At 31.3% G+C, this 20,194-nt stretch carries 12 protein-coding genes and 1 rRNA gene; 2 read left to right on the plus strand and 11 right to left on the minus strand.

The genetic code is table 11. From position 1 onward, the window contains the following. The 6 genes from L0U77_RS02225 to L0U77_RS02250 form a co-directional block, all read right to left on the minus strand. Positions 1 to 453, minus strand: a 16S ribosomal RNA gene (locus tag L0U77_RS02225); the annotation flags it as partial. 783 nt (positions 454 to 1,236) lie between these two features. Beyond that, positions 1,237 to 3,486, minus strand: a complete 2,250-nt coding sequence (locus L0U77_RS02230) for an inorganic phosphate transporter (protein WP_233883388.1) — start codon at positions 3,484 to 3,486, stop codon at positions 1,237 to 1,239. Between the two features lie 73 nt (positions 3,487 to 3,559). Continuing rightward, positions 3,560 to 4,762, minus strand: a complete 1,203-nt coding sequence (locus tag L0U77_RS02235) for a porin (RefSeq protein WP_233900680.1) — start codon at positions 4,760 to 4,762, stop codon at positions 3,560 to 3,562. Positions 4,763 to 4,995: 233 nt separating this feature from the next. After that, entirely contained in the window at positions 4,996 to 5,880 is an 885-nt protein-coding gene (locus L0U77_RS02240; protein ID WP_101918656.1) for a metallophosphoesterase, read from the minus strand. An 84-nt stretch (positions 5,881 to 5,964) separates the two neighbouring features. Then, on the minus strand, positions 5,965 to 8,025 hold the full coding sequence (locus L0U77_RS02245) for a DUF5689 domain-containing protein (RefSeq protein ID WP_233897673.1): 2,061 nt from the start codon (positions 8,023 to 8,025) through the stop codon (positions 5,965 to 5,967). Between the two features lie 90 nt (positions 8,026 to 8,115). Further along, positions 8,116 to 10,932, minus strand: coding sequence for a carboxypeptidase-like regulatory domain-containing protein (locus L0U77_RS02250; RefSeq protein ID WP_233897672.1), 2,817 nt, complete (start codon positions 10,930 to 10,932; stop codon positions 8,116 to 8,118). A gap of 149 nt (positions 10,933 to 11,081) precedes the next feature. On the opposite strand from L0U77_RS02250, the gene L0U77_RS02255 reads away from it, so the two are divergent. Then, positions 11,082 to 12,167, plus strand: coding sequence for an endonuclease/exonuclease/phosphatase family protein (locus tag L0U77_RS02255; RefSeq protein ID WP_233897671.1), 1,086 nt, complete (start codon positions 11,082 to 11,084; stop codon positions 12,165 to 12,167). Positions 12,168 to 12,724: 557 nt separating this feature from the next. Here the strand turns inward: L0U77_RS02255 and L0U77_RS02260 are convergent. The 4 genes from L0U77_RS02260 to rimP all read right to left on the minus strand — a co-directional run bounded on the left by L0U77_RS02260 (position 12,725) and on the right by rimP (position 18,197). Continuing rightward, a complete protein-coding gene (locus L0U77_RS02260) occupies positions 12,725 to 13,069 on the minus strand; it encodes a hypothetical protein (protein ID WP_101918652.1) in 345 nt (114 codons plus the stop codon). Positions 13,070 to 13,348: 279 nt separating this feature from the next. Continuing rightward, positions 13,349 to 16,279: a translation initiation factor IF-2 gene (infB, locus tag L0U77_RS02265; protein ID WP_233897670.1), complete on the minus strand. Its 2,931-nt coding sequence runs from the start codon at positions 16,277 to 16,279 to the stop codon at positions 13,349 to 13,351. Between the two features lie 187 nt (positions 16,280 to 16,466). Beyond that, the gene (gene nusA / locus L0U77_RS02270; protein WP_233883380.1) at positions 16,467 to 17,723 is read right to left on the minus strand and encodes a transcription termination factor NusA; all 1,257 of its coding nucleotides are present in this window, start codon (positions 17,721 to 17,723) and stop codon (positions 16,467 to 16,469) included. A gap of 12 nt (positions 17,724 to 17,735) precedes the next feature. Beyond that, on the minus strand, positions 17,736 to 18,197 hold the full coding sequence (rimP, locus tag L0U77_RS02275) for a ribosome assembly cofactor RimP (protein WP_233883378.1): 462 nt from the start codon (positions 18,195 to 18,197) through the stop codon (positions 17,736 to 17,738). A gap of 177 nt (positions 18,198 to 18,374) precedes the next feature. On the opposite strand from rimP, the gene L0U77_RS02280 reads away from it, so the two are divergent. After that, entirely contained in the window at positions 18,375 to 19,202 is an 828-nt protein-coding gene (locus L0U77_RS02280) for a universal stress protein (protein ID WP_233897669.1), read from the plus strand. Positions 19,203 to 19,436: 234 nt separating this feature from the next. Here L0U77_RS02280 and L0U77_RS02285 read toward each other — a convergent pair whose 3' ends face one another. After that, positions 19,437 to 20,183 (minus strand): glycosyltransferase, encoded by a 747-nt coding sequence (locus L0U77_RS02285; protein ID WP_101918647.1) that lies wholly within the window; start codon positions 20,181 to 20,183, stop codon positions 19,437 to 19,439. Positions 20,184 to 20,194: the final 11 nt, after the last annotated feature.

Raw genomic sequence — 20,194 nt, forward strand, 5'->3', positions numbered from 1 at the left:
GGTTTCTTCCTGTATAAAAGCAGTTTACAACCCATAGGGCAGTCATCCTGCACGCGGCATGGCTGGTTCAGAGTTGCCTCCATTGACCAATATTCCTCACTGCTGCCTCCCGTAGGAGTCTGGTCCGTGTCTCAGTACCAGTGTGGGGGATAATCCTCTCAGACCCCCTACCTATCGTCGCCATGGTAAGCCGTTACCTCACCATCTAGCTAATAGGACGCATAGTCATCTTGTACCCATAAATGTTTAATAGTAAACTGATGCCAGTCTACTACATTATGGAGTGTTAATCTTCATTTCTAAAGGCTATCCTCCTGTACAAGGCAGATTCTATACGCGTTACGCACCCGTTCGCCGGTCGTCAGCATAGCAAGCTACCTGTTACCCCTCGACTTGCATGTGTTAAGCCTGCCGCTAGCGTTCATCCTGAGCCAGGATCAAACTCTTCATTGTATATTTTAAATAATATTAATGAATAAGTTTCAAAAGAATTTGTTCTAAACTAATAGAACGTGGTTATTCTACTCTTATTTACGCTGTCAATTTCAATATTTTCAATGAACGTGTCGAGTCGACACACACAAGTATCTTTCAACTTATTAATCTTCTCAGACTTCTTTTGTAGAAATGTTAGAATCGAACTAACTGACTTTTTAAAAGTCATTCCGAAATTTCTTGATCGTTTCTCGCTTTAGTGTATTTCTTAAAGCGGTTGCAAATATACATCTTTTAATTTGTTTTAAACAAGCTAAATTTAACTTATTTTTTACATTTTATTAATGTGATACTTAACGATATTTTAATGAGCTTTTGTTAACTTTTAAACTTGCGTTTTGTTGTTAGCGGTTGCAAATCTACGTCCTTTTATTGGACTGACAAGGGCTTTTATTTGTTTATTTTTGAAGTATTTTACTAATCACTGATTTTTCAAAGTATTAAACCTTAATTATTATTTATCATAAACAAAATTTGAACGACATCAATTTCCCCATTTTTAACTCTTATTACTATCGGCACGAGCAAGATGCTCGCGATAGCGTATAAAAAACGAAACTAAATAGCTAAAAACAAACACAGTAAATAGACTTAGCCCCGATTGAAGCAATTGTTTGAGCTCTTTTTTGTTTTTCTTTTCGAAAAAACAAAAAAAGCGAGTGCGGAAAGCGGGAAATAGCTCCAAAAAAAAACCGAGTGAAATTCACTCGGTTCTTCTAAATAAAATGATAAGCTATAAATCTATATCTTTTTACTGCTTATATGGAACTCTTCGTAAGTTTCTAATAAACTCATCAATGCCGAAACTAAATCTTGTGTCTCTAACAAAATACTGAAATATAACGTAGTGTTTTTTGGACTCGCCTCATCAGTTCTTATACGAGCAACCTGCTTCTCTATTGATGATGAAATATTCTTTAATAACTGCTTCTTCTCATTAATAATAACTTCTAACTTATTGAAATCTCGAGACTCAAAAGTAACACTTATATCATCTAATAATTTTGAAAGTGTCGTATCAATATGCTTTAAATCAGCCAACTGATCCTTCTTTAAATTCTTGTGATTATTATTAACATGCTTAAAACTTGCACTTGAAATATAACTAATCGATTGTGCAACATCCTGTAAATAACCCAAAACTAAAATGTAAAATCTACTCGCTTGTACTGAAGTATCATCTAAGGATTTAATAAAGTAAAAAACACCGTCTTTTAACTCATCTATCTCATCATTTAACTTTCCTACATGCTTATCTGTTTTACGTAACTTATTTAAATCATGTGTTGCTAAATCATCTACAACATTCGTGAATAATTTATTTACACGAGTAGCAACTCCTGCAATATGATCTGCACTTTCTTCAATTACACCGTTAATCGTAATTAATTCAGCTCTTTTAAAGTGAATTTTACTTTCAACTTCTTTTGATTTTTTCTTGTGAATTAACGTATTTCTTCCGATTAATAACGCAACAACTAATAATAATATAGGAATCATCACCATACTAAAACTAATTAAATACGCCACTAATGCCGCTGCTAAAAAGGCTGTAATCGCTGTTAAAAACCAACCTCCAATTACATTAATTACACCTGCCACTCGATAAACAGCACTTTCACGTCCCCAAGCTCTATCGGCTAATGAAGTACCCATTGCGACCATAAAAGTTACATAAGTTGTTGATAACGGTAACTTTAATGATGTTGCAATTGATATCAAAATACCAGCAACAACTAAGTTTACTGAAGCTCTTACTAAATCAAAAGCAGGCATTTCGTATGTTTTATCTTTCGGTAATTCGATAACTGGTTTTTGAAATTTAGAATCAATAAAAACCAATGCCTTTGGTGGTGAAACTCTTCGGATAACAAAATTTACAACCATCGAAGATCTTACTATAATTCTTGATAAAGGATTTGCCTGAAACTTCTCATGCCCTTCTCCTTGTCTTGATAAATCAATCCCTGTTTTAATAACTTTTTGTGCCTTACTTGACGTCCATAAAGTTGCCACCATAATTGCTCCTGCAATTAATAATAAATACACGTTTGATGGCACTTTTTCAGCTAAAATTCCCATTGAAAAAGCATCCGCAGAAACCCCTGAAGTTTGCCAAGCTTGATATGAATTCCAAGCAGCAATTGGTACACCAACGAAATTTACCAAATCATTCCCTGAAAAGGCCATCGCTAATGAAAAAGTACCAACTCCAATAATAAATTTTAAGACATTTACTTTAAAAAAGCTAATCAATACTTGAGAAATTAAACTCCAAGCAACAAAACTTCCCGCAATAATAAATAAGGTATTTCCTTCAATTAAATTTCCAATACTTTTATAATAAGGTGTTCCTTTTAATCCTTTGATGATAATAAAATAAGTAATTGCTGTAATTGCAAAACCACCAAATAAAGCACTCATATAGGTAGGTCTTTTCTCAAAATTAAAAGAGTAAATCAATCTTGATACAAATTGAACCAAAGCACCTACAGAAAAGGCGACTACTACCGAAAGCAGTATTCCAAAAATAATTTTAGTAGCTTGTTCATGGTTGATATAATTCCAAATATCAGAGAATGACTGTGTTTCGTTTGATGATATTTTTAATAATGAAATACAAACTGCCGCCCCTAACAATTCAAATACAATTGAAACTGTTGTCGAGGTTGGCATTCCTAACGAATTAAAGATGTCTAATAACAAGACATCAGTAATCATTACTGCCATAAATATAAACATGATATCTTGAAACATGAACATATTAGGATTAAAAATCCCTTTACGTGCAACTTCCATCATTCCACTAGAAGTGATTGCTCCAAAGAACACACCAACACTAGCGATTATCATAATGTTTCTAACCTTAATGGCCTTAGAACCAATTGCTGAATTTAAGAAATTTACAGCATCGTTACTAACTCCTACAACCAAATCGACAATAGCTAAAACAGCTAAAGCAACTAGCATTAAAATATATGGATCCCCCATTTTTTATTTTTTATTTTTTTTGACAAATCTACAAACACTCTTATAGTGTCAATGTTAGGTTTACGTTATTTTTTTAAAAGTGAATATCTATTTGTAAGCGTCCGATAAACTTATTATTTCCAATAACTAAATCGGTATAACTAACATCTGTTTGCACTTTTAATTTGTGTCCTGAAATGTATTTTGAAACTCCTAAAGTATACTGATTTTCAGCAGCTTTACGTGTTATTTCCTCATCTAAATTGATACTTGTATACCGTGCTGAAACTTCCCATTTTTCAGAAATTAAATAGCCTGTTTGCAAATTTAATCCGTTACCAACTTGAACAATATCACCTGTTAAGGTTCCGTCAGAATTTTTTGCTAGCGGATTTTTAGCATCTCTATATGCATATTCTCCCATAAAAGAAAATCCTTTATATTTAAACATTGCATCAACAAAAATGGTTGAAATATTCGTTTGATAAAAACCGATATCATTTTTCATATATACGCCTTGATTTCCCTTGTTTTTAACAGCATTATTATTAAAATCATAACTAAAACCGATAGCTAATTTCGATGTTTTTTCTCGTTTCAAATCACCGCCTTTATAATCACCTTTATTGGTAAAAGTACCGAATGGTAAAAACTCAATCCGAGCCGTATATTGATGCCCTCCAAGGTTTTCAGTAGTTACATTTCTTCCTTCCCCTTGTGCTATTGAAAACGTTTCTCTAACGATAAAGTTATCGGCTATTTTAAAGTGATGTTTTAATTGTACGCCTAAATCTCTATCAATATTAAATCGTTTATTTAACAAAGAGCGATCAACCATTTGAAGATTTCCTGAAGAAATAATACGTTCTCTATTTCCAGGTAATTTTGTTTGTCCTATCCATACTTCAAAATTTTCATAGAAATTCCATTTTAAAACGGCATCTAAAATATATCTTGGTGCATTGTTTGTAAATTCAGTAGCACCTCCGATATCATTATTAGAGAGTCCTAATTCTAATTTATATTTCAATTTAGGTGAAAGGGCAAATCCATTAAATTTTAATCTGGCTCTACGAACTAAGAAAGTTGAGGAAGGATTTGAGATTCCATTTGAATTAGCATTAAATTGAGCGGTTGTTAAAAATTGCATTCTTGCCGCAATATTCATAGCCCATGTGCTATCTTTTGCTACTAAATTAAACAGTCCTTTTCCGAATTTTGGGGTATCTATTTGTTGCGCATAAGTATACGACAACAGAAAAACACCTACAAGTGTAAGTTTTTTTTGAAGATTCATTAGGTATTGGCTACTAGTTTTTGTCGAGTGCAAAGAACCAATACTAACGTTAATTTACTGTAAAGAGTATGTTAAATAAAAACTACCTTGGCCAGAGGTAGTAAGTCTGATAAATAGTCGACAAAAACTAATATATACCAAATGACTTTCTACTTATAATAAGATGTGTCAAAAATATCTATTCCTTTTTATTTTAATATTATCTGTGGTTTAATAAATTGTTATTTTAAGCATTAAATGTAGGCTGTAATATCATTTGGACCTTCCAAAATGGTTTTTACAATTTGCATTGTACCGTTTTCATTGGTGATAACATGCCATTTAATGAGTGTAATTTGATTATTTTGAATTTCAAGTCCTGTAATACAGCGAGGATGCACGCAACTTCCGTCATTAAAATGTGGTAATTCATCGACACTTGGAAAACGTGGACGATGCGTATGTCCAGTAATAATCATTTGATTATTATTTTTTCGAATCCATTTTTCGAGTCGATGTTCAACTTTTATGAGTTCTTTAAAATTTTGAGCAGGACTCGTAGGATCTTTAATTCCAACAACTTGTAGTGGTCTCCATAGATATCGAACAAGAAATCGGCTAAATTTCCAAAAAGTATAATTAAACCAATCTGCTTGATGTCCGTGTACTAAAAAGATTGATTTTCCATTTTCTTTTTCCAATCGAATAGCTTCAGAGAAAGCAGGATTTACGAATAATTCTTGTTTTTTTCCATTAGCAGAATCAATATAAGTACTTAAATTTTTGATTACTTTTTTCGGATTTTTATAATCCATATCATGATTTCCCCAAATAAAGTGAAGTTGTTTTTTCAGATGAAATTCTTTCAATAGAAGAAAAATATCTTTGTGAGCGTTAAAGATATCTGAAAATTTATTTTCCCAAAGTTCATCGCCATCTCCTAGTTCGATATAGGTGAATTCTTTTTGTAAATATTGCGACAAAGCATATTGAAATATTTCTCTATTATGAGAAAAGTCGTCTGCAAAACTATTATCACCTCTATGACAATCTGAAAATAAAATATATTTAGAGGTTTTATCTAAAGGTAATTTTTTGGCTTTTTTAAAAGCATTTGTAATTCTTCTATTTGATGACATCTTATTTATTTACATGCTAAAAAAGCGTAAAAAACCAAGTTTTAAGGCTTGGTTTTCTGTTTTATTTTTTGTGCTATAAATATATTATTTTTTTCCTACGGATAAAAAATCATCTTTATCTTTTACTATCCATTCCGAATTTTCGGGTGTCGTTCCTTTGCTTACTACCCAATCTGTATTTCCTTTTGTGATATTTTTCTTTCTAATTAAAGTATGATTCAGTGTTCCATTAGTAACGCCAGCCACGTCCCAACCTTTTCCTGGATCTTCACCTACTTGTCCTATAACATCAATAATTAGGTCATTTTTCTTTAAGATAATTGCATCATCACCATTAAAAGAAATTACACTAGATGTAACATCGCCTTGTTTTTTAATAGCGTCTATTGCTTTGGAATTATAGACCACTAATACAGCGTCTTTTGCCAGATTCACATTTGATAAACTACTTAACTTCAGTGTTCTATATTTTTCAGTAGCTCCGTTAATATATAATTCGATACTATAATCTGACATATCAATTTCTTGATTAGTACCATTATAAATTTCGATATATTTATTATTGCTACTTCCTTTTGCGTATTCAGAAAAGAACAGTTCATCGCTTAAAGTTGTATCTGATGTTGGCGGAATAACAGGCGGTGTAACGACTACGGGTGCGCAATCGTAGGTTTTGGTAAAATTAATTGCATCGAGTTTATTAATATGTATATAAACACCTTGATTTTGAGTCATTATTCCTGTAATTGTTCCTTTTTTAGATGCTACTTTCGTTGTTGAAAACGTGGCTGTTTTTGGTATTGGATATATTTTTAATTCGTTTGTACAATCGGAGGTTAGGATATTTTCACCTTGATAATTTTTAGTAATATCTTTAAATTGCACGTCTTGAATTTGGATTAATTTACTTTGATATTCATCTGTTAAAGCTTGTTCGATGGTAATTATTTCGGGAGTTGGTAGCGTTCCTGAAGTTTTATTGCTAATATTTGACGAACTTAGATTTAAGGTTAGTAATCCTTTTTCTTTTGATAAAAATAATCCTCCGACGGTTATTTCAATTTCATCGCCAATTTTCAAGCTATGTTTATCGGTAAAATTTAGGGCAATTCCTGCGGAAGTATCTTGAGCAAAAGCATTTTTGGTTATGATATTTCCATTTGAATCATCGGAAGTAATGATTACTTTTATTTTAAAATTTTGATAAATTCTTGTTTTGTTTTCTGCTAATTTGTCTTTTGCTGTTTTATTTGAAGGTTTATTACTGATAAATAATTTTCTTAATTCTTTTACGGAGGTCATTGTTGGATTGTTAAAACAGCCGTATTCTTGTGTAAAATCGACATCATTTAAATCTCTAATGGTCAATTGTTTTTTATTTTCGATACGATTAAAAACACCTGTAATACTTCCTTTTTTATCAGGAATTAACAAAGCGCTGTAAGTTGCAAAAATACTATTTACCATAATTATAGTATCGGAACTAGTACATGAAACGAGTTTTCTATCAACCGTATATATTGAGTTTCCAGGTTTTGGTGATGCGTATTTCAGTCCTTTTTTTTGAGCTTGTATGTCGGTTATTTTAACAAGAATATTTTGATGTTTCTCTGTTAATTCATCACTTTTTAACGTGATTGGAATTATGCTATCTATTTCGGGAGTTCTGTCGATAAATTTCACATAATCATGAACGCCGATTCCGTAAATACCATTTCCGAAAGCATTTTCAGCACCTAATTGATAGCTTCCGTCTTTATTTTTATTTAGAAAGAGTCCTTTTAATTTGAGTATTATTTTTCTTCCTACGGCGTATCGTTGATTTAATTTGGTATCATTTATTTTTATTTCGAAACCGATAGTTGGATTCTCTGGAGCATCTTGCACAAAAAGTGATTTATAGAAATTTCCTTCTCTATCGCTTGAATTTACGTAGGCGTAGGTTGTTATTTCGTCTTTAAATTCGACTAATTTTCCTTTGTATAAATCGGCAATTTCTTTTAAGGATGTTATATTTTGATATTCTTTTTGATTTTTTAGGCTAGGAATTTTAAAATCGTCATCTTTTATACAGGAAGTAAAAATGGAGATTAAAAAGATAATAACGGCTAATTTTGATATAGTTATTCTGTTTATTTTCTGCATTTTGATATTTTACTTTTTTAATGTTTTAATGTTTTTTGATTTTTTCAAGAATATTTTTAAGAATATTTTGAGTTTTTTTCTGGGTCTTTTTTAAAATCGATAATTAACATTTAGAAAATAGGTTGCGCCTCTACCGTACCAATATTTGCTAGAAAAGCTTGGCGTTTGGTTGGCATTATCGTTATTTTCTAGTTGATAATTGGCGGTTCTACCTTGTTCGTAGCCTCCTGTTTTGTATTCTTTATGTAAGATATTTGTTGCACTCGCAAAGAATCCGATATATTTATTTTTAGCAATTCTCCAAGTTTTTCCACCGATAGCATTTAGTGTTGGATAGCTATCAAATTTTTCTTGGGATAATAATTTTCGAGCAGTATTAGGGTCATATTCAGGGAAGAATTGAGTATCATCACTAATAAAAGACGTGGTTCTTTTTATTGGCGAAACATCGACATAAGCCTCACTTAAATAATTGGCAGTTACTCCAAAAAACCAATATTCGGGGTCTCGATATTCAAATCCGAAGGAATATACTTTTTGTGGTCCTGAAGCGATTTTATAATTTTTAAGCATTGTTTTTCCATAATTTTTGACACCTTTTGTATCGAAACCTGCTTTTTTTGAATCTTCGCTTATTTCTGATGCCAAGACAATATTTGGATTATTCGCATAGGAATATTGCCCGATATTTGCGGCGGCTTTGATTTTAAAACTTGCCAATACTTGTGCTTCAATTCCTAATTCTGTTCCAAAATGATTTTTTTTGATGCCTGTTACAATTTCTTGTACAAAAAGATTATCGGCACTGGTAAAATAAAATGCAATATCGGTATCGTTTGTAATTTGGGTATAAAATCCAGTTAATTTTGCGGTAACAAATGGCGTTCTTAGAATATAACTGATATCGAGTGCGTTTGTTTTGGGCATTATTTCGGCTATTTTTAGCTGATGTACTTGATTAACGGTTAAGTTATTAGCTCTTGAATTGGCAAAAGAATTTCGAATTGACGGTGCTTTTTTAAGATATGCTCCATTAAAATCGATTAAATGTCTTCCAGAGATTTTGTAGGTAATTCCTGCTTTAATTCCGTATCCGAGGAAGTTTAATTTTTCAGATTTCCCAAAAGAGGTTGGTATTTCAGGATTTGTGGCATCACCAGGAAAAATTCCATTTTTATACAAGCCATTTCGTTGATAACTGGTGTTTTTCACAGTTCCTGCAATAAAAAAATCTGCTTTATGATATTTGAATTGTAGTTGAGCAAAACCGCCATATACATTGGCATCTATCTCATAATTATATTTAAATCGGTCTCCTTTTTTCACAATTCTATTAGGATTTAATAAATCATTTTGATAGTCATCTTGTCCTAAATTTCCAAACTTATTAATATCTAAATAACCTTCTGCTCCAAATAAATCGAGGACACTTGCAAAATTTTCGGAGTTTAATTTTTGATAAAATGCGCTAGTTGTCAGTGCTATATTTTCTGATATTTCGGAATTTAAAATATTATTTACGCTCCATTGTTTGTCATCATTTCTGTCTTCGTATTGTGCAAATAGAGCGTTTTCTTTACTATTTTGATTTCCGATATATAAATCTTTCCAATTTAATTGTCCATCATTTTTAAAATTGACTAATGATTTGTAGGCATTTTCGTGGTCGATTTTATAATCATCATTTAAAAAATAGTTGGGTAATTTTCGATAATATGTTGGGCTTGGGTCGTTTCCGCCGTTAAAATCGATGCGACTATTTCCAATTTCTCCAAATTGATAAGCGATACCCGTTTGCAGTCGTGTTTTTGGGTTGATATTCCAATAATGGTTGAACATTATCAAGGGTTCATCGACTCTTTTAATTCGGGCATTTCTAATTTTTCCTTGTTGATATCCCCAATATGGATTGTATTTAATTCCTTTGATATCGTATACTTCTTGGGTATTTGCCGCTGCTTTTCCTCGATGATTTTGAGTAAAAATTCCTGTAAAATTAATACTATGTTTTTGATTCAGCACATTTTCGGCGCTTATAAAAAATGAATTTGCATTGTAGGAAGCACCTTCTGTAAATCCTTGATTTGCATATCTTTTACTTGCAGAAACGGCAATTGCCCAATTATTTTTAAGGATACCTGTGGCATACATTGCCATAAATCGGTGTGTGTAACTTCTGTTTGAGGAAGCATAAGAAATGCGTCCTCCTTGGCGATATTCGGAAGCACGAGTGCTCATATTTGTTGCTCCTAAAACGCCTCCAAACGTATGGTTTGAGGGTGATAATCCATTACTAAAATCTTGATTTCGCAGCACATCATTTAAGCCTCCCCAATTGCTCCACTGTGGTCTTCCGTTGTATAATTTATTCATTTCAATACCGTTGATAAGTATTTTTGCATTATCCGAATCGAGTCCTTTTATCCTATAAAAAGAAGAACTCCATTCAAAAGCGGCGGCACGTAAATAGGTATCTTTAGTGGCTTGTAATAGTCCTGAAATATTATCGGCGGTACTTTCATCGTCATTTAATTCGTCATCGGTAAGTATAATTGTACTTACATCATCATATACTTGGATATTTTCATATAAAAAAATAGTACCTAAATTGATGTTTTTATCGGTTACTAGTATGGGAAAATATTGAGTTTCGAATCCTTTAAAAGAAATGATAAGTTGTTGTTTTTCTTCTGATATCCTTTTTGATATTCCTTTTAAATGAAAAACGCCGTTTGAATTTGTAAGGGTTTTTATTTCTGAAGTTTTTGCATTTTTTAGTATGATAGTAACGCCTTGTAATGGAATTTCAGTATCGGCATGAATAACAACACCTTTTACACTACTTTGTGCATTTACAATTTCAAAAAATAATAAGAATAAAACGATTGTTACTATAAAATCACGCATAAAAACTTGTTAAAAATAAATATTATTTTATTTTGAAAAATAGAAATACGTTGTGTTTAGTTTGTTAAGTTATCATTATGCTATTTATTTAATATATTATGTTTTTGTAATTAATTTTTATGTTTCTTTAGCGTATTAATTTTATTTAGATGAAAAACATTTTTTTATGGTTATTGGTTAGTTGTATGATTTGTGTTTCTTTTTCGGAATGTTTTTCACAATCGGCACAAAAGAAATATAAAATACGAACTGTTGGATTTTACAATCTTGAAAATCTTTTTGATACGGTAAATGATATCGAAAAAAATGATGAAGCGAGTCCTATTATGGAAATTAAGGGTGATAAGCAACAAATTTACTGGGATAAAATTGATAAACTTGGCGATGTTATTTTACAATTAGGAGCTGAAAAAACAAAAACGAGTCCTGCAATTTTGGGTGTTGCTGAGGTTGAGAATCGGAAAGTTTTGGAAGATTTAGTTGCTTCAAAAAACCTTAAAGATAAAAATTACGATATTATTCATTTTGATTCTCCAGATAAACGAGGTATTGATGTGGGTTTATTATATCAAAAAAGATATTTTAAACCGATTCATTATCAGGCTTTCAATCCTGGAATTTATCGTGATGGCAGAAAAGTTCACACTCGTGATATTTTATGGGTTGCTGGATATTTGGATGATGAATTAATTCATATTTTGGTTAATCATTGGCCATCTCGCCGAGGAGGTGAGGCAAAAAGTCGTCCCTTGCGTGAAAAGGCAGCGTATAAAGTAACTCAAATTATTGAAAAAATAAGAGTTGATACTCCGAAGGCAAAAATTTTAATTATAGGTGATTTTAATGATGATCCTATTAATAGTAGTCTTAAAAATGTTTTAAAAACGGTTTCGAAAAAGAAGTTACTTCAAGAAAATGATTTGTATAATCCTTATGAAAATATGTTTCGTCGTGGTTTTAATACGTTAGGATATCGAGATAATATAAATTTATTTGATCAAATTATCATCAGTAGTGAGTTGGTTGCTTTTGATAAAAAGAATGATTTTTCCACTTTTAAAATGTTCAAAGCGGGTATTTTCAACAAGCGATTTTTAACCGAAAAAAAGGGTCGTTATAAAGGTTATCCTTTTAGAAGTTTTTCTTATGGAAAATACACAGGAGGTTACAGCGACCATTATCCGGTGTATCTGTATTTAATCAAAGAGCTTGATGAAAATATTAAAAAAGAATAGTGTTTTAGTATTTTTTTTTTATTTTTTGGAGCTATTTCCCGCTTTCCGCACTCGCTTTTTTTTTGAAGAAAAATCAAAAAAAAGAGCTCAAACAAATGCTTCAATCGGGGCTAAGTCTATTTATTGTGTTTGTTTTTCAGCTATTTAGTTTCGTTTTTTTTATGCTATCGCGAGTATCTTGCTCGTACCGATAAAAATAAGAGTTAAAAATAGAAAACTAAAAATACATAAATAATCTATGAGTTAGAGTACTTTTTTTCTTTCAAAAAAATGATATCGAGATTTTTTTTAGCATCAAAATTTATCAACACAAAATAACTCAAATTCTCGATATCATTTTTAATTCCTTTTAGACATTAAAATCACTCGAATTGACAAAATCATCAAAAAAAAGGAAATAACTACGGCAAATCAGGATGCGAAACTGAAATAAATTCAGTTTGACGCATTTTTATTTTAAAACAAGGGGTTTTAACCCCTTGCCATACTATTTTGATGTTACAAACATTTTTGGAATAAAATTCAAACAGGCTCTCAGATGAAATTTAAACAGTTTCTTAGTTATTACAGATACCATTTAAGTATTTATTTATCTGCATTTGAAAGAGAGTTCCTTTTAATAAATCATGTATTTGTTCGAGTTCAACAGCGGAAACGGCCAAACTTATTTTATCCGAAGGAGTTTGTAATAAGATAGATTTACAGTTTTGACCTTTGATACAAGTAGCACAATTTTTTTGACTTTTTGAATGGATTACTTTTTCTGAAAATTCTTCGATTTCATTTTCAGTTAAATGAAAACCAGTATCTCTGAATATTATCTGGACTAAACGATTATTAGCTTCTTTCCAACAAAACGAAATTCCAATATTATTATCGTATATTTTTAGAACACCTTCCATAGTTACTTTTTTAAATGCTTATTAATACTTTTTATATGGAAGCAAATATATCATTTTCTTTCATTTATTTAGATTTATTCTAAATAAAATGTATTTTTTAAATAGTAGTGACGAACTTATGTGTTCGCCCACTTTTGATTTGTTAATTTGTTTAATTATTAATTTTGATTACAATTAGTAAAGAAAAAAGAAAGGAAATCAGTAAATATTACGAACAAAAAAAGACAGCTTATATAAGCTGTCTTTTTAAAATTATAATTTTATGTTTTAAAACTTCTATTATTTAAGTTTTTTCTTAACGGCTATTTCGGTGTATGCTTCAATAACATCTCCTTCAATAATATCGTTATATCCTTTTATTTGAACACCACAATCGTATCCTTTTGTAACTTCTTTCACATCATCTTTGAAACGTTTTAATGATGTTAATACTCCATCATGAACAACGATTCCATCTCTAATAATACGGATTTTAGCATCTCTTGTAATTTTACCACTTATTACCATACAACCAGCAATGTTTCCAACTTTAGAGATTTTATAAACTTCTCTAATTTCCACATTACCAAGAATTTCTTCTTTCATTTCAGGAGATAACATTCCTTCCATGGCGTCTTTCAGGTCATTAATAGCGTCATAAATAATAGAATATGTTCTAATATCTACTTCTTCTCTATCGGCAACTACACGAGCATTTCCTTGCGGACGCACATTAAATCCAACGATAATTGCATCAGATGCGGTTGCTAATAATACATCAGATTCAGTAATTGCTCCAACTCCTTTATGTAAAATATTTACTTGAATTTCTTCTGTAGATAATTTCTGGAAAGAATCGGTTAATGCTTCTACGGAACCATCTACATCTCCTTTTAAGATAATGTTTAATTCTTTGAAATCTCCTAAGGCAATACGACGACCAATTTCTGCTAATGTTAATGTTTTTTGCGTTCTTACAGATTGTTCACGTTGTAATTGAGAACGTTTTGCTGCAATTTGCTTCGCTTCACGCTCATCTTCAAATACATTAAACTTATCACCTGCTTGAGGTGCTCCGTCTAATCCTAAGATTGATACTGGTGTTGATGGTCCGGCAGCTAAAACTTTAGCTCCTTTATCATCAAACATAGCTCTAACTTTACCACTATGTTTTCCTGCTAAAATATAATCTCCAATTTTTAGAGTACCTGCTTGTACTAAAATTGTTGATACATATCCTCTACCTTTATCTAATAAAGCTTCTACAACTGCTCCTGTAGCTTTTTTATTAGGGTTTGCTTTTAATTCTAATATTTCAGCTTCTAGTAATACTTTTTCAAGTAATTCTTCAACTCCTTGCCCTGTTTTAGCTGATATTTCTTGCGATTGAATATTTCCACCCCAATCTTCAACTAATAAATTCATCGCTGATAATTGTGTTTTAATATTATCAGGATTTGCGTTTTGCTTATCAATTTTGTTGATAGCAAATATAATAGGAACTCCAGCAGCTTGTGCATGAGATATTGCTTCTTTTGTTTGAGGCATTACATCATCATCGGCAGCTACTACAATAATTACTAAATCGGTTACTTGAGCTCCACGAGCACGCATTGCTGTAAAGGCTTCGTGACCAGGTGTGTCTAAGAAGGCGATTTTTTGATCTCCAACTTGTACTGAATACGCACCAATATGTTGTGTAATTCCTCCTGATTCACCTTCAATTACATTTGCTTTACGAATATAATCTAACAGCGATGTTTTACCATGATCTACGTGACCCATTACGGTAATAATTGGCGCACGATTTATTAAATCTTCTGGTTTATCTTGAACTTCTTCAATAGATTCTTCTACTTCAGCGCCTACAAATTCTACTTTATAATTAAATTCTTCAGCAACAATAACTAATGTTTCCGCGTCTAAACGCTGATTCATTGTTACCATCATTCCAAGCATCATACAAGAAGAAATAATGTTTGTTACAGGAACATCCATCATGGTCGCAACTTCACTTACGGTAACAAATTCTGTTACTTTTAAGATTTTGTTATCTAACGCTTGTGCTTCTAATTCAGCTTCAGTGTGTTCTCTGTGCGCCTCTCTTTTATTTCTACGATATTTAGCTCCTTTTCCTCTTTTAGATTTCCCTTGAAGTCTTTCTAAAGTTTCACGTACTTGTTTTTGTACTTCAGCTTCAGTTGGTTCTTCTTTTTTAACGGCAGGTCTTTGAGCGGCTCTTCCTCTAAATGGGGTACGATTTCCTCCTGTTCTATTTTGAGCAGGTCTTACGGTTCTAGCGGTTCCTGTTGTTCTAGGAGTACCTGGTTTGCTAATTCTTTTACGCTTTCTTTTATCTGCGTCAGTTTTAGCTTCTGGTTTTTTCTTTTTAGGTCTTTCAAATTGTTTTAAATCAATTTTGATACCTGTAATTTTTGGACCATCAAGTTTTTTATACTGTGTTTTTAATTTCACAGCATTTTCGGCAGTAATTTCAACAGGTTTTTCTGTTTTTACTTCCTCAGGTTTTGTTTCTGTAACCTTTTTAACTTGTTTAACTTCTTTAATTTCTATTTTCTTAGGTGCTTCTCTTTTCACTACCTCTGGCTTAACTTCCTTATTTTTAACTTCTTTAGGTTGTTCAACCTTAACAAATTCCTTTTTAACAGCGACTTTTTTATTTTCTGTTATTTTCTCGACTACTTTTGCTGTTTTATCAACATTTTGAGCGGCATCAGCATTTGGAGTTTTGTCTGTTGTTTTTTCAATTGTTTTCTCAACAGTTTTAGTTTCTTGAACAGGTTTTTTAACGACCTTTTCTTCTGACACTATTTTTTCTGGTGATTTTTTTTCTTCAACAGCTTTACCTGTTTTGATATCAATTTTACCGACAGTTTTAAACTCTAATCTTTTCGCTTTGGCTTTTAAAACTTCTTGTTTTTTAGCTTCGTCTTCTAACCGTTTCTTTTCTTGTTCTTCTTCTGCACGTTGACGGTTAGCTTCCTTTTCCTTACGCTTTTCTTCGCTTACTTCTTTAGAGGCTACTTTCTTAGATTTATCTGTTTGAAATCCATCAAATAATATTTGATATTCTGCATCAGAAATTTTAGCAGTAGGACGTGCTTCTATTTTATGACCATTTTTAGCCAAGTGTTCTACAGCTCTATCTAAAGAAATGTTTAATTCTCTTAATACTTTATTAAGTCTTATTAATTTGTTGCCTTCAGCCATAAATTATTTTATACTTTATATTCAAAAAACACACTTTATACGTTAAGTATTCTTAATTTTAATTTTTTCTAAAATTAGAGAATAATTAAGTGGTATAGTTACGTTTTTTTTCTTTTTTGATCAGATTTTGCATTAATTATGATGAATTATCATCAATTAAATAGGAGACTGATTTCCTTTATGTTGATTATTCTTCAAATTCTTCTCTTAGAACTCGCTGAACATCTAATATTGTTTCTTCCTCTAAATCGGTTCTTTGTACTAACATTGAAACGTCTTTTTCAAGTACACTTTTCGCTGTTTCTAAACCTATTTTATTAAATTCTGCAATTACCCAGTCTTCTATTTCATCAGAAAACTCTGTTAATTCGACATCTTCTTCTTCAATTCCTTCACGTTGCACGTCAATTTCGTATCCTGTTAATTCGCTTGCTAAACGGATATTTACTCCTGAACGTCCAATTGCTTTTGATACTTCTTCTGGTTTTAAAAGTACACTTACGCGTCCTTTTTTACCATTTTTTTCTTCCTCGTAAGGCTTAATATCTACGGATGTTACTTTTGCAGGGCTTAATGCTCTTGCAACAAATAACGCTTCATTTTTGGTATAATTAATTACATCGATATTTTCGTTTCCTAATTCACGAACAATTCCGTGGATACGAGAACCTTTAACACCAACACAGGCTCCTACAGGATCAATTCTATCATCGTACGAATCTACGGCAACTTTTGCTTTATCACCAGGAATTCTAGCTACGCCTTCAATGGTAATTAGTCCATCAAAAACTTCAGGAATTTCTTGTTCAAACAACTTCACTAAAAATGCTGGTGAAGTTCTTGATAAAATTATAGCGGGTTTATTCCCTCTTAATTCTACTGATTTTATAACACCACGAACGGAGTCTCCTTTTCTAAAGAAGTCAGAACGAATTTGTTCACTTTTCGGCAAAACGATTTCGTTTCCTTCATCATCTAACAAAATTACGGCATTATGACGAATATGATGTACTTCTGCACTATAAATTTCACCTTCTAAATCTTTAAAATGTTTAAAGATATTGGTACTATCGTGTTCTTGTATTTTAGAGATTAAGTTTTGACGTAATGCTAAAATTGCACGTCTACCTAAATCAATTAATTTTACTTCTTCGGATACATCTTCACCAATTTCAAAATCTGGTTCAATTCTTCTTGCTTCGGCAAGTTCTATTTCTTCATTATCATCTTCCGAAAAACCATCAGCAACAACAATTCTATTTCTCCAAATTTCTAAATCCCCTTTATCTGGGTTAATAATTATATCAAAGTTTTCATCAGAACCAAACCTACGTTTTAATGCTGCACGAAAAACTTCCTCTAAGATAGACATTAGAGTAACTCTATCTATACTTTTATTATCTTTAAACTCTGAAAATGACTCAATTAACGCAATATTTTCCATTTCATTCTCTTATTAAAATATGATCTTCACTTTTGCTTCCTTAATCTCTTCATACGGTAAAACTATTGTTTTCTCCACCGTATGTTTCCCTTTTCCGATTGGTTTAGGCTCTCTTGCTTTCCAAAACAGGGTGATGTTTTCATCCGTTGCTTGGGTTAACGTTCCTTCAAATTCTTCGGTTGCTGTTTTAACTTTTAAAATTCGTTGGATGTTCTTTTTATACTGACGTTTAACGGTAAGCGGATGTGCAATATCTGGCGTTGTTACTTCTAGTGAAAAATCATCTTCTTCTCTGTCTAGATTATGCTCTATTTTTCTACTAATACGCATACATTCATTCAAAGGAACACCTGAATCACCATCAACAATCACTTTTATTTTACTGTTTGCTAAAAACTGCAAATCAATTAAGAACAATGATTCATTTTCTAATAATGCTTCGTCTAATAATTCTTTAACTTTCTCTTGATTCATGCTACGGTATAAAAAGAGGGGACTCTCGTCCCCTGTATCAATCTAATTAATAAATTTGGTGCAAATATAGGAAGTTATTCATTAATATGCAAATGTGTTTCAAATGTGTTTTGTGTTTTGTTATTTGGGTTATTTTTCGTAAATTGTAGAGACTATGTATCTTAAAATTATGAAATTATGAAAAAAATAGTACTCCCAGTAGATTTCTCAAAACACGCAGAATATGCGGCTAAATTAGCAGCGAAAATAGCTAAAAAAACAGCAGGTGAAATTCATTTAATTCACATGATAGAACTCCCTAGTGGTTTTAGAGGCATGGGTTCTGGTGTTAATATCAGTATTCCAGAGAGCATGTTATATATTAAAATGGTCAGAGAAAAACTTATTAGTTATAAAAATACTTTTTTTGCTGATTTTAAAAATGTACAACACGCTATTCGTTTTCAAAATCCGTATGAGGGGATTCGTGATTATGCTACAAAAATCGATGCTGATTTAATTATTATGGGTTCTAAAGGGCAAACTGCTTTGGAGGAAATCGTAATTGGTTCGAATACTGAAAAAACCGTTCGAAATTCAGAAATTCCTGTAATTATCACTAAAAAAGATAACGATAATTTTAAATTTGAAAAATTAGTTTTCGCTTCTACCTTTGAAAATGATGAAGCAAAAGCTTTTGAAGGCTTTTTAGATTTTGCAACTAAATTTAACAGTAAAATTTATTTATTAAAGATAAATACGCCTCAAAATTTTGAAAATTCAACGGCTTCTAAAAATAAAATTAGTGCATTTATCGCTCCTTATAACATGGCAAATCACACTATAAAAGTATATAATGACAGTTCAATACAAGATGGAATTTTAAATTTTTCTGAAGAACACGATATTGATTTAGTTTCTTTAGCAACGCACGGAAGAAGTGGTTTATCGCAGTTTTTCAATGCAAGTGTTTCTATTGATTTATCAAAAAATGTATTAAAACCAGTACTTACTTTTAAAGTGTAAGAAATTCAGATTATATAATTAAAATTTAATTTATTTCATGTTATTTTATAAGCATCTTTGTTTTTTTGATCTTTTCTTATTCTCAAAACATCAAAATAAACATCATAATAAACTTCTCAAAAAAATACAAATTAAAAATGCAAACTAAATAAACTTTTTAGTTTGCATTTTTCGTATATAATTAATTTTTATTATTTCGCTTTTTATTACTTTTTTGAAGTATTCATTTCTTGATTATTCAATCCAATAATCGGCAACCCAAGGAGCAGGACGCACGTATCTGTACCATTTTCCTCTTCCACCTTTTATGGCGTTATGCGGATTTATTTCACCATGAAAAATAATAATTTTAGCACCTTCAGGAATTGTTGGTTTTTTCCAAAAAGCTAGTGGAAATCTAGAAACGCAATCATATTTAAAACTAGGACACCATTCTTTTTGCCAATATTGCAGATTTCCGTGGTCATTAATACTATGTGTTAAATATTCTTGTTCATTTCGATGAATTTTTCGTATTTCGTCAAAATTTTTGATAAAATCATTAAAAACGTAGCCATGTTTTCCTATTTCGAATCGATAAACAGAAGAATTTCCTGTTATTCTCCAGCTTCTCCAGCTATGATCTTTGATGATTCTAAACGAACCTCCGACTTCAAAAAAGCAGTCAATTTTATCAACAATAACAATATCTAAATCTAAAAAAAGGGCAGTTCCTTTAAGTCCGTATAAATCTTCTTTTAGTGTTGTTAATTTTTTCCACATTCTTTCAGGAATATCGGTACGAATGTTCATTTCAGGGATTTCGTAACAATCAACTTGAGGTATAATTCCTGTATTATCGTCGGTAAAGCAGACCATTTTAAAATCGTATGATAAATTTTTTTTCACCATAGCGTATAATCTATTTACATATTCTGGGCCGTATAGGGTTCCCCATTTCATGCAAAATATATACTTCATTTCTTTATTTTGAGTACTCATTTTTGTTATTT

This window comes from Tenacibaculum piscium (assembly GCF_021390715.1).
GTDB lineage: Bacteria > Bacteroidota > Bacteroidia > Flavobacteriales > Flavobacteriaceae > Polaribacter > Polaribacter piscius.

What these genes read in the sequence shown, in the direction of transcription:
- L0U77_RS02230 (WP_233883388.1), bottom strand. Translation starts at nt 3,486, where the DNA reads ATGGGGGATCCATATATTTTAATGCTAGTTGCTTTAGCTGTTTTAGCT.
- L0U77_RS02235 (WP_233900680.1), bottom strand. Translation starts at nt 4,762, where the DNA reads ATGAATCTTCAAAAAAAACTTACACTTGTAGGTGTTTTTCTGTTGTCG.
- L0U77_RS02240 (WP_101918656.1), bottom strand. Translation starts at nt 5,880, where the DNA reads ATGTCATCAAATAGAAGAATTACAAATGCTTTTAAAAAAGCCAAAAAA.
- L0U77_RS02245 (WP_233897673.1), bottom strand. Translation starts at nt 8,025, where the DNA reads ATGCAGAAAATAAACAGAATAACTATATCAAAATTAGCCGTTATTATC.
- L0U77_RS02250 (WP_233897672.1), bottom strand. Translation starts at nt 10,932, where the DNA reads ATGCGTGATTTTATAGTAACAATCGTTTTATTCTTATTATTTTTTGAA.
- L0U77_RS02255 (WP_233897671.1), top strand. Translation starts at nt 11,082, where the DNA reads ATGAAAAACATTTTTTTATGGTTATTGGTTAGTTGTATGATTTGTGTT.
- L0U77_RS02260 (WP_101918652.1), bottom strand. Translation starts at nt 13,069, where the DNA reads ATGGAAGGTGTTCTAAAAATATACGATAATAATATTGGAATTTCGTTT.
- infB (WP_233897670.1), bottom strand. Translation starts at nt 16,279, where the DNA reads ATGGCTGAAGGCAACAAATTAATAAGACTTAATAAAGTATTAAGAGAA.
- nusA (WP_233883380.1), bottom strand. Translation starts at nt 17,723, where the DNA reads ATGGAAAATATTGCGTTAATTGAGTCATTTTCAGAGTTTAAAGATAAT.
- rimP (WP_233883378.1), bottom strand. Translation starts at nt 18,197, where the DNA reads ATGAATCAAGAGAAAGTTAAAGAATTATTAGACGAAGCATTATTAGAA.
- L0U77_RS02280 (WP_233897669.1), top strand. Translation starts at nt 18,375, where the DNA reads ATGAAAAAAATAGTACTCCCAGTAGATTTCTCAAAACACGCAGAATAT.
- L0U77_RS02285 (WP_101918647.1), bottom strand. Translation starts at nt 20,183, where the DNA reads ATGAGTACTCAAAATAAAGAAATGAAGTATATATTTTGCATGAAATGG.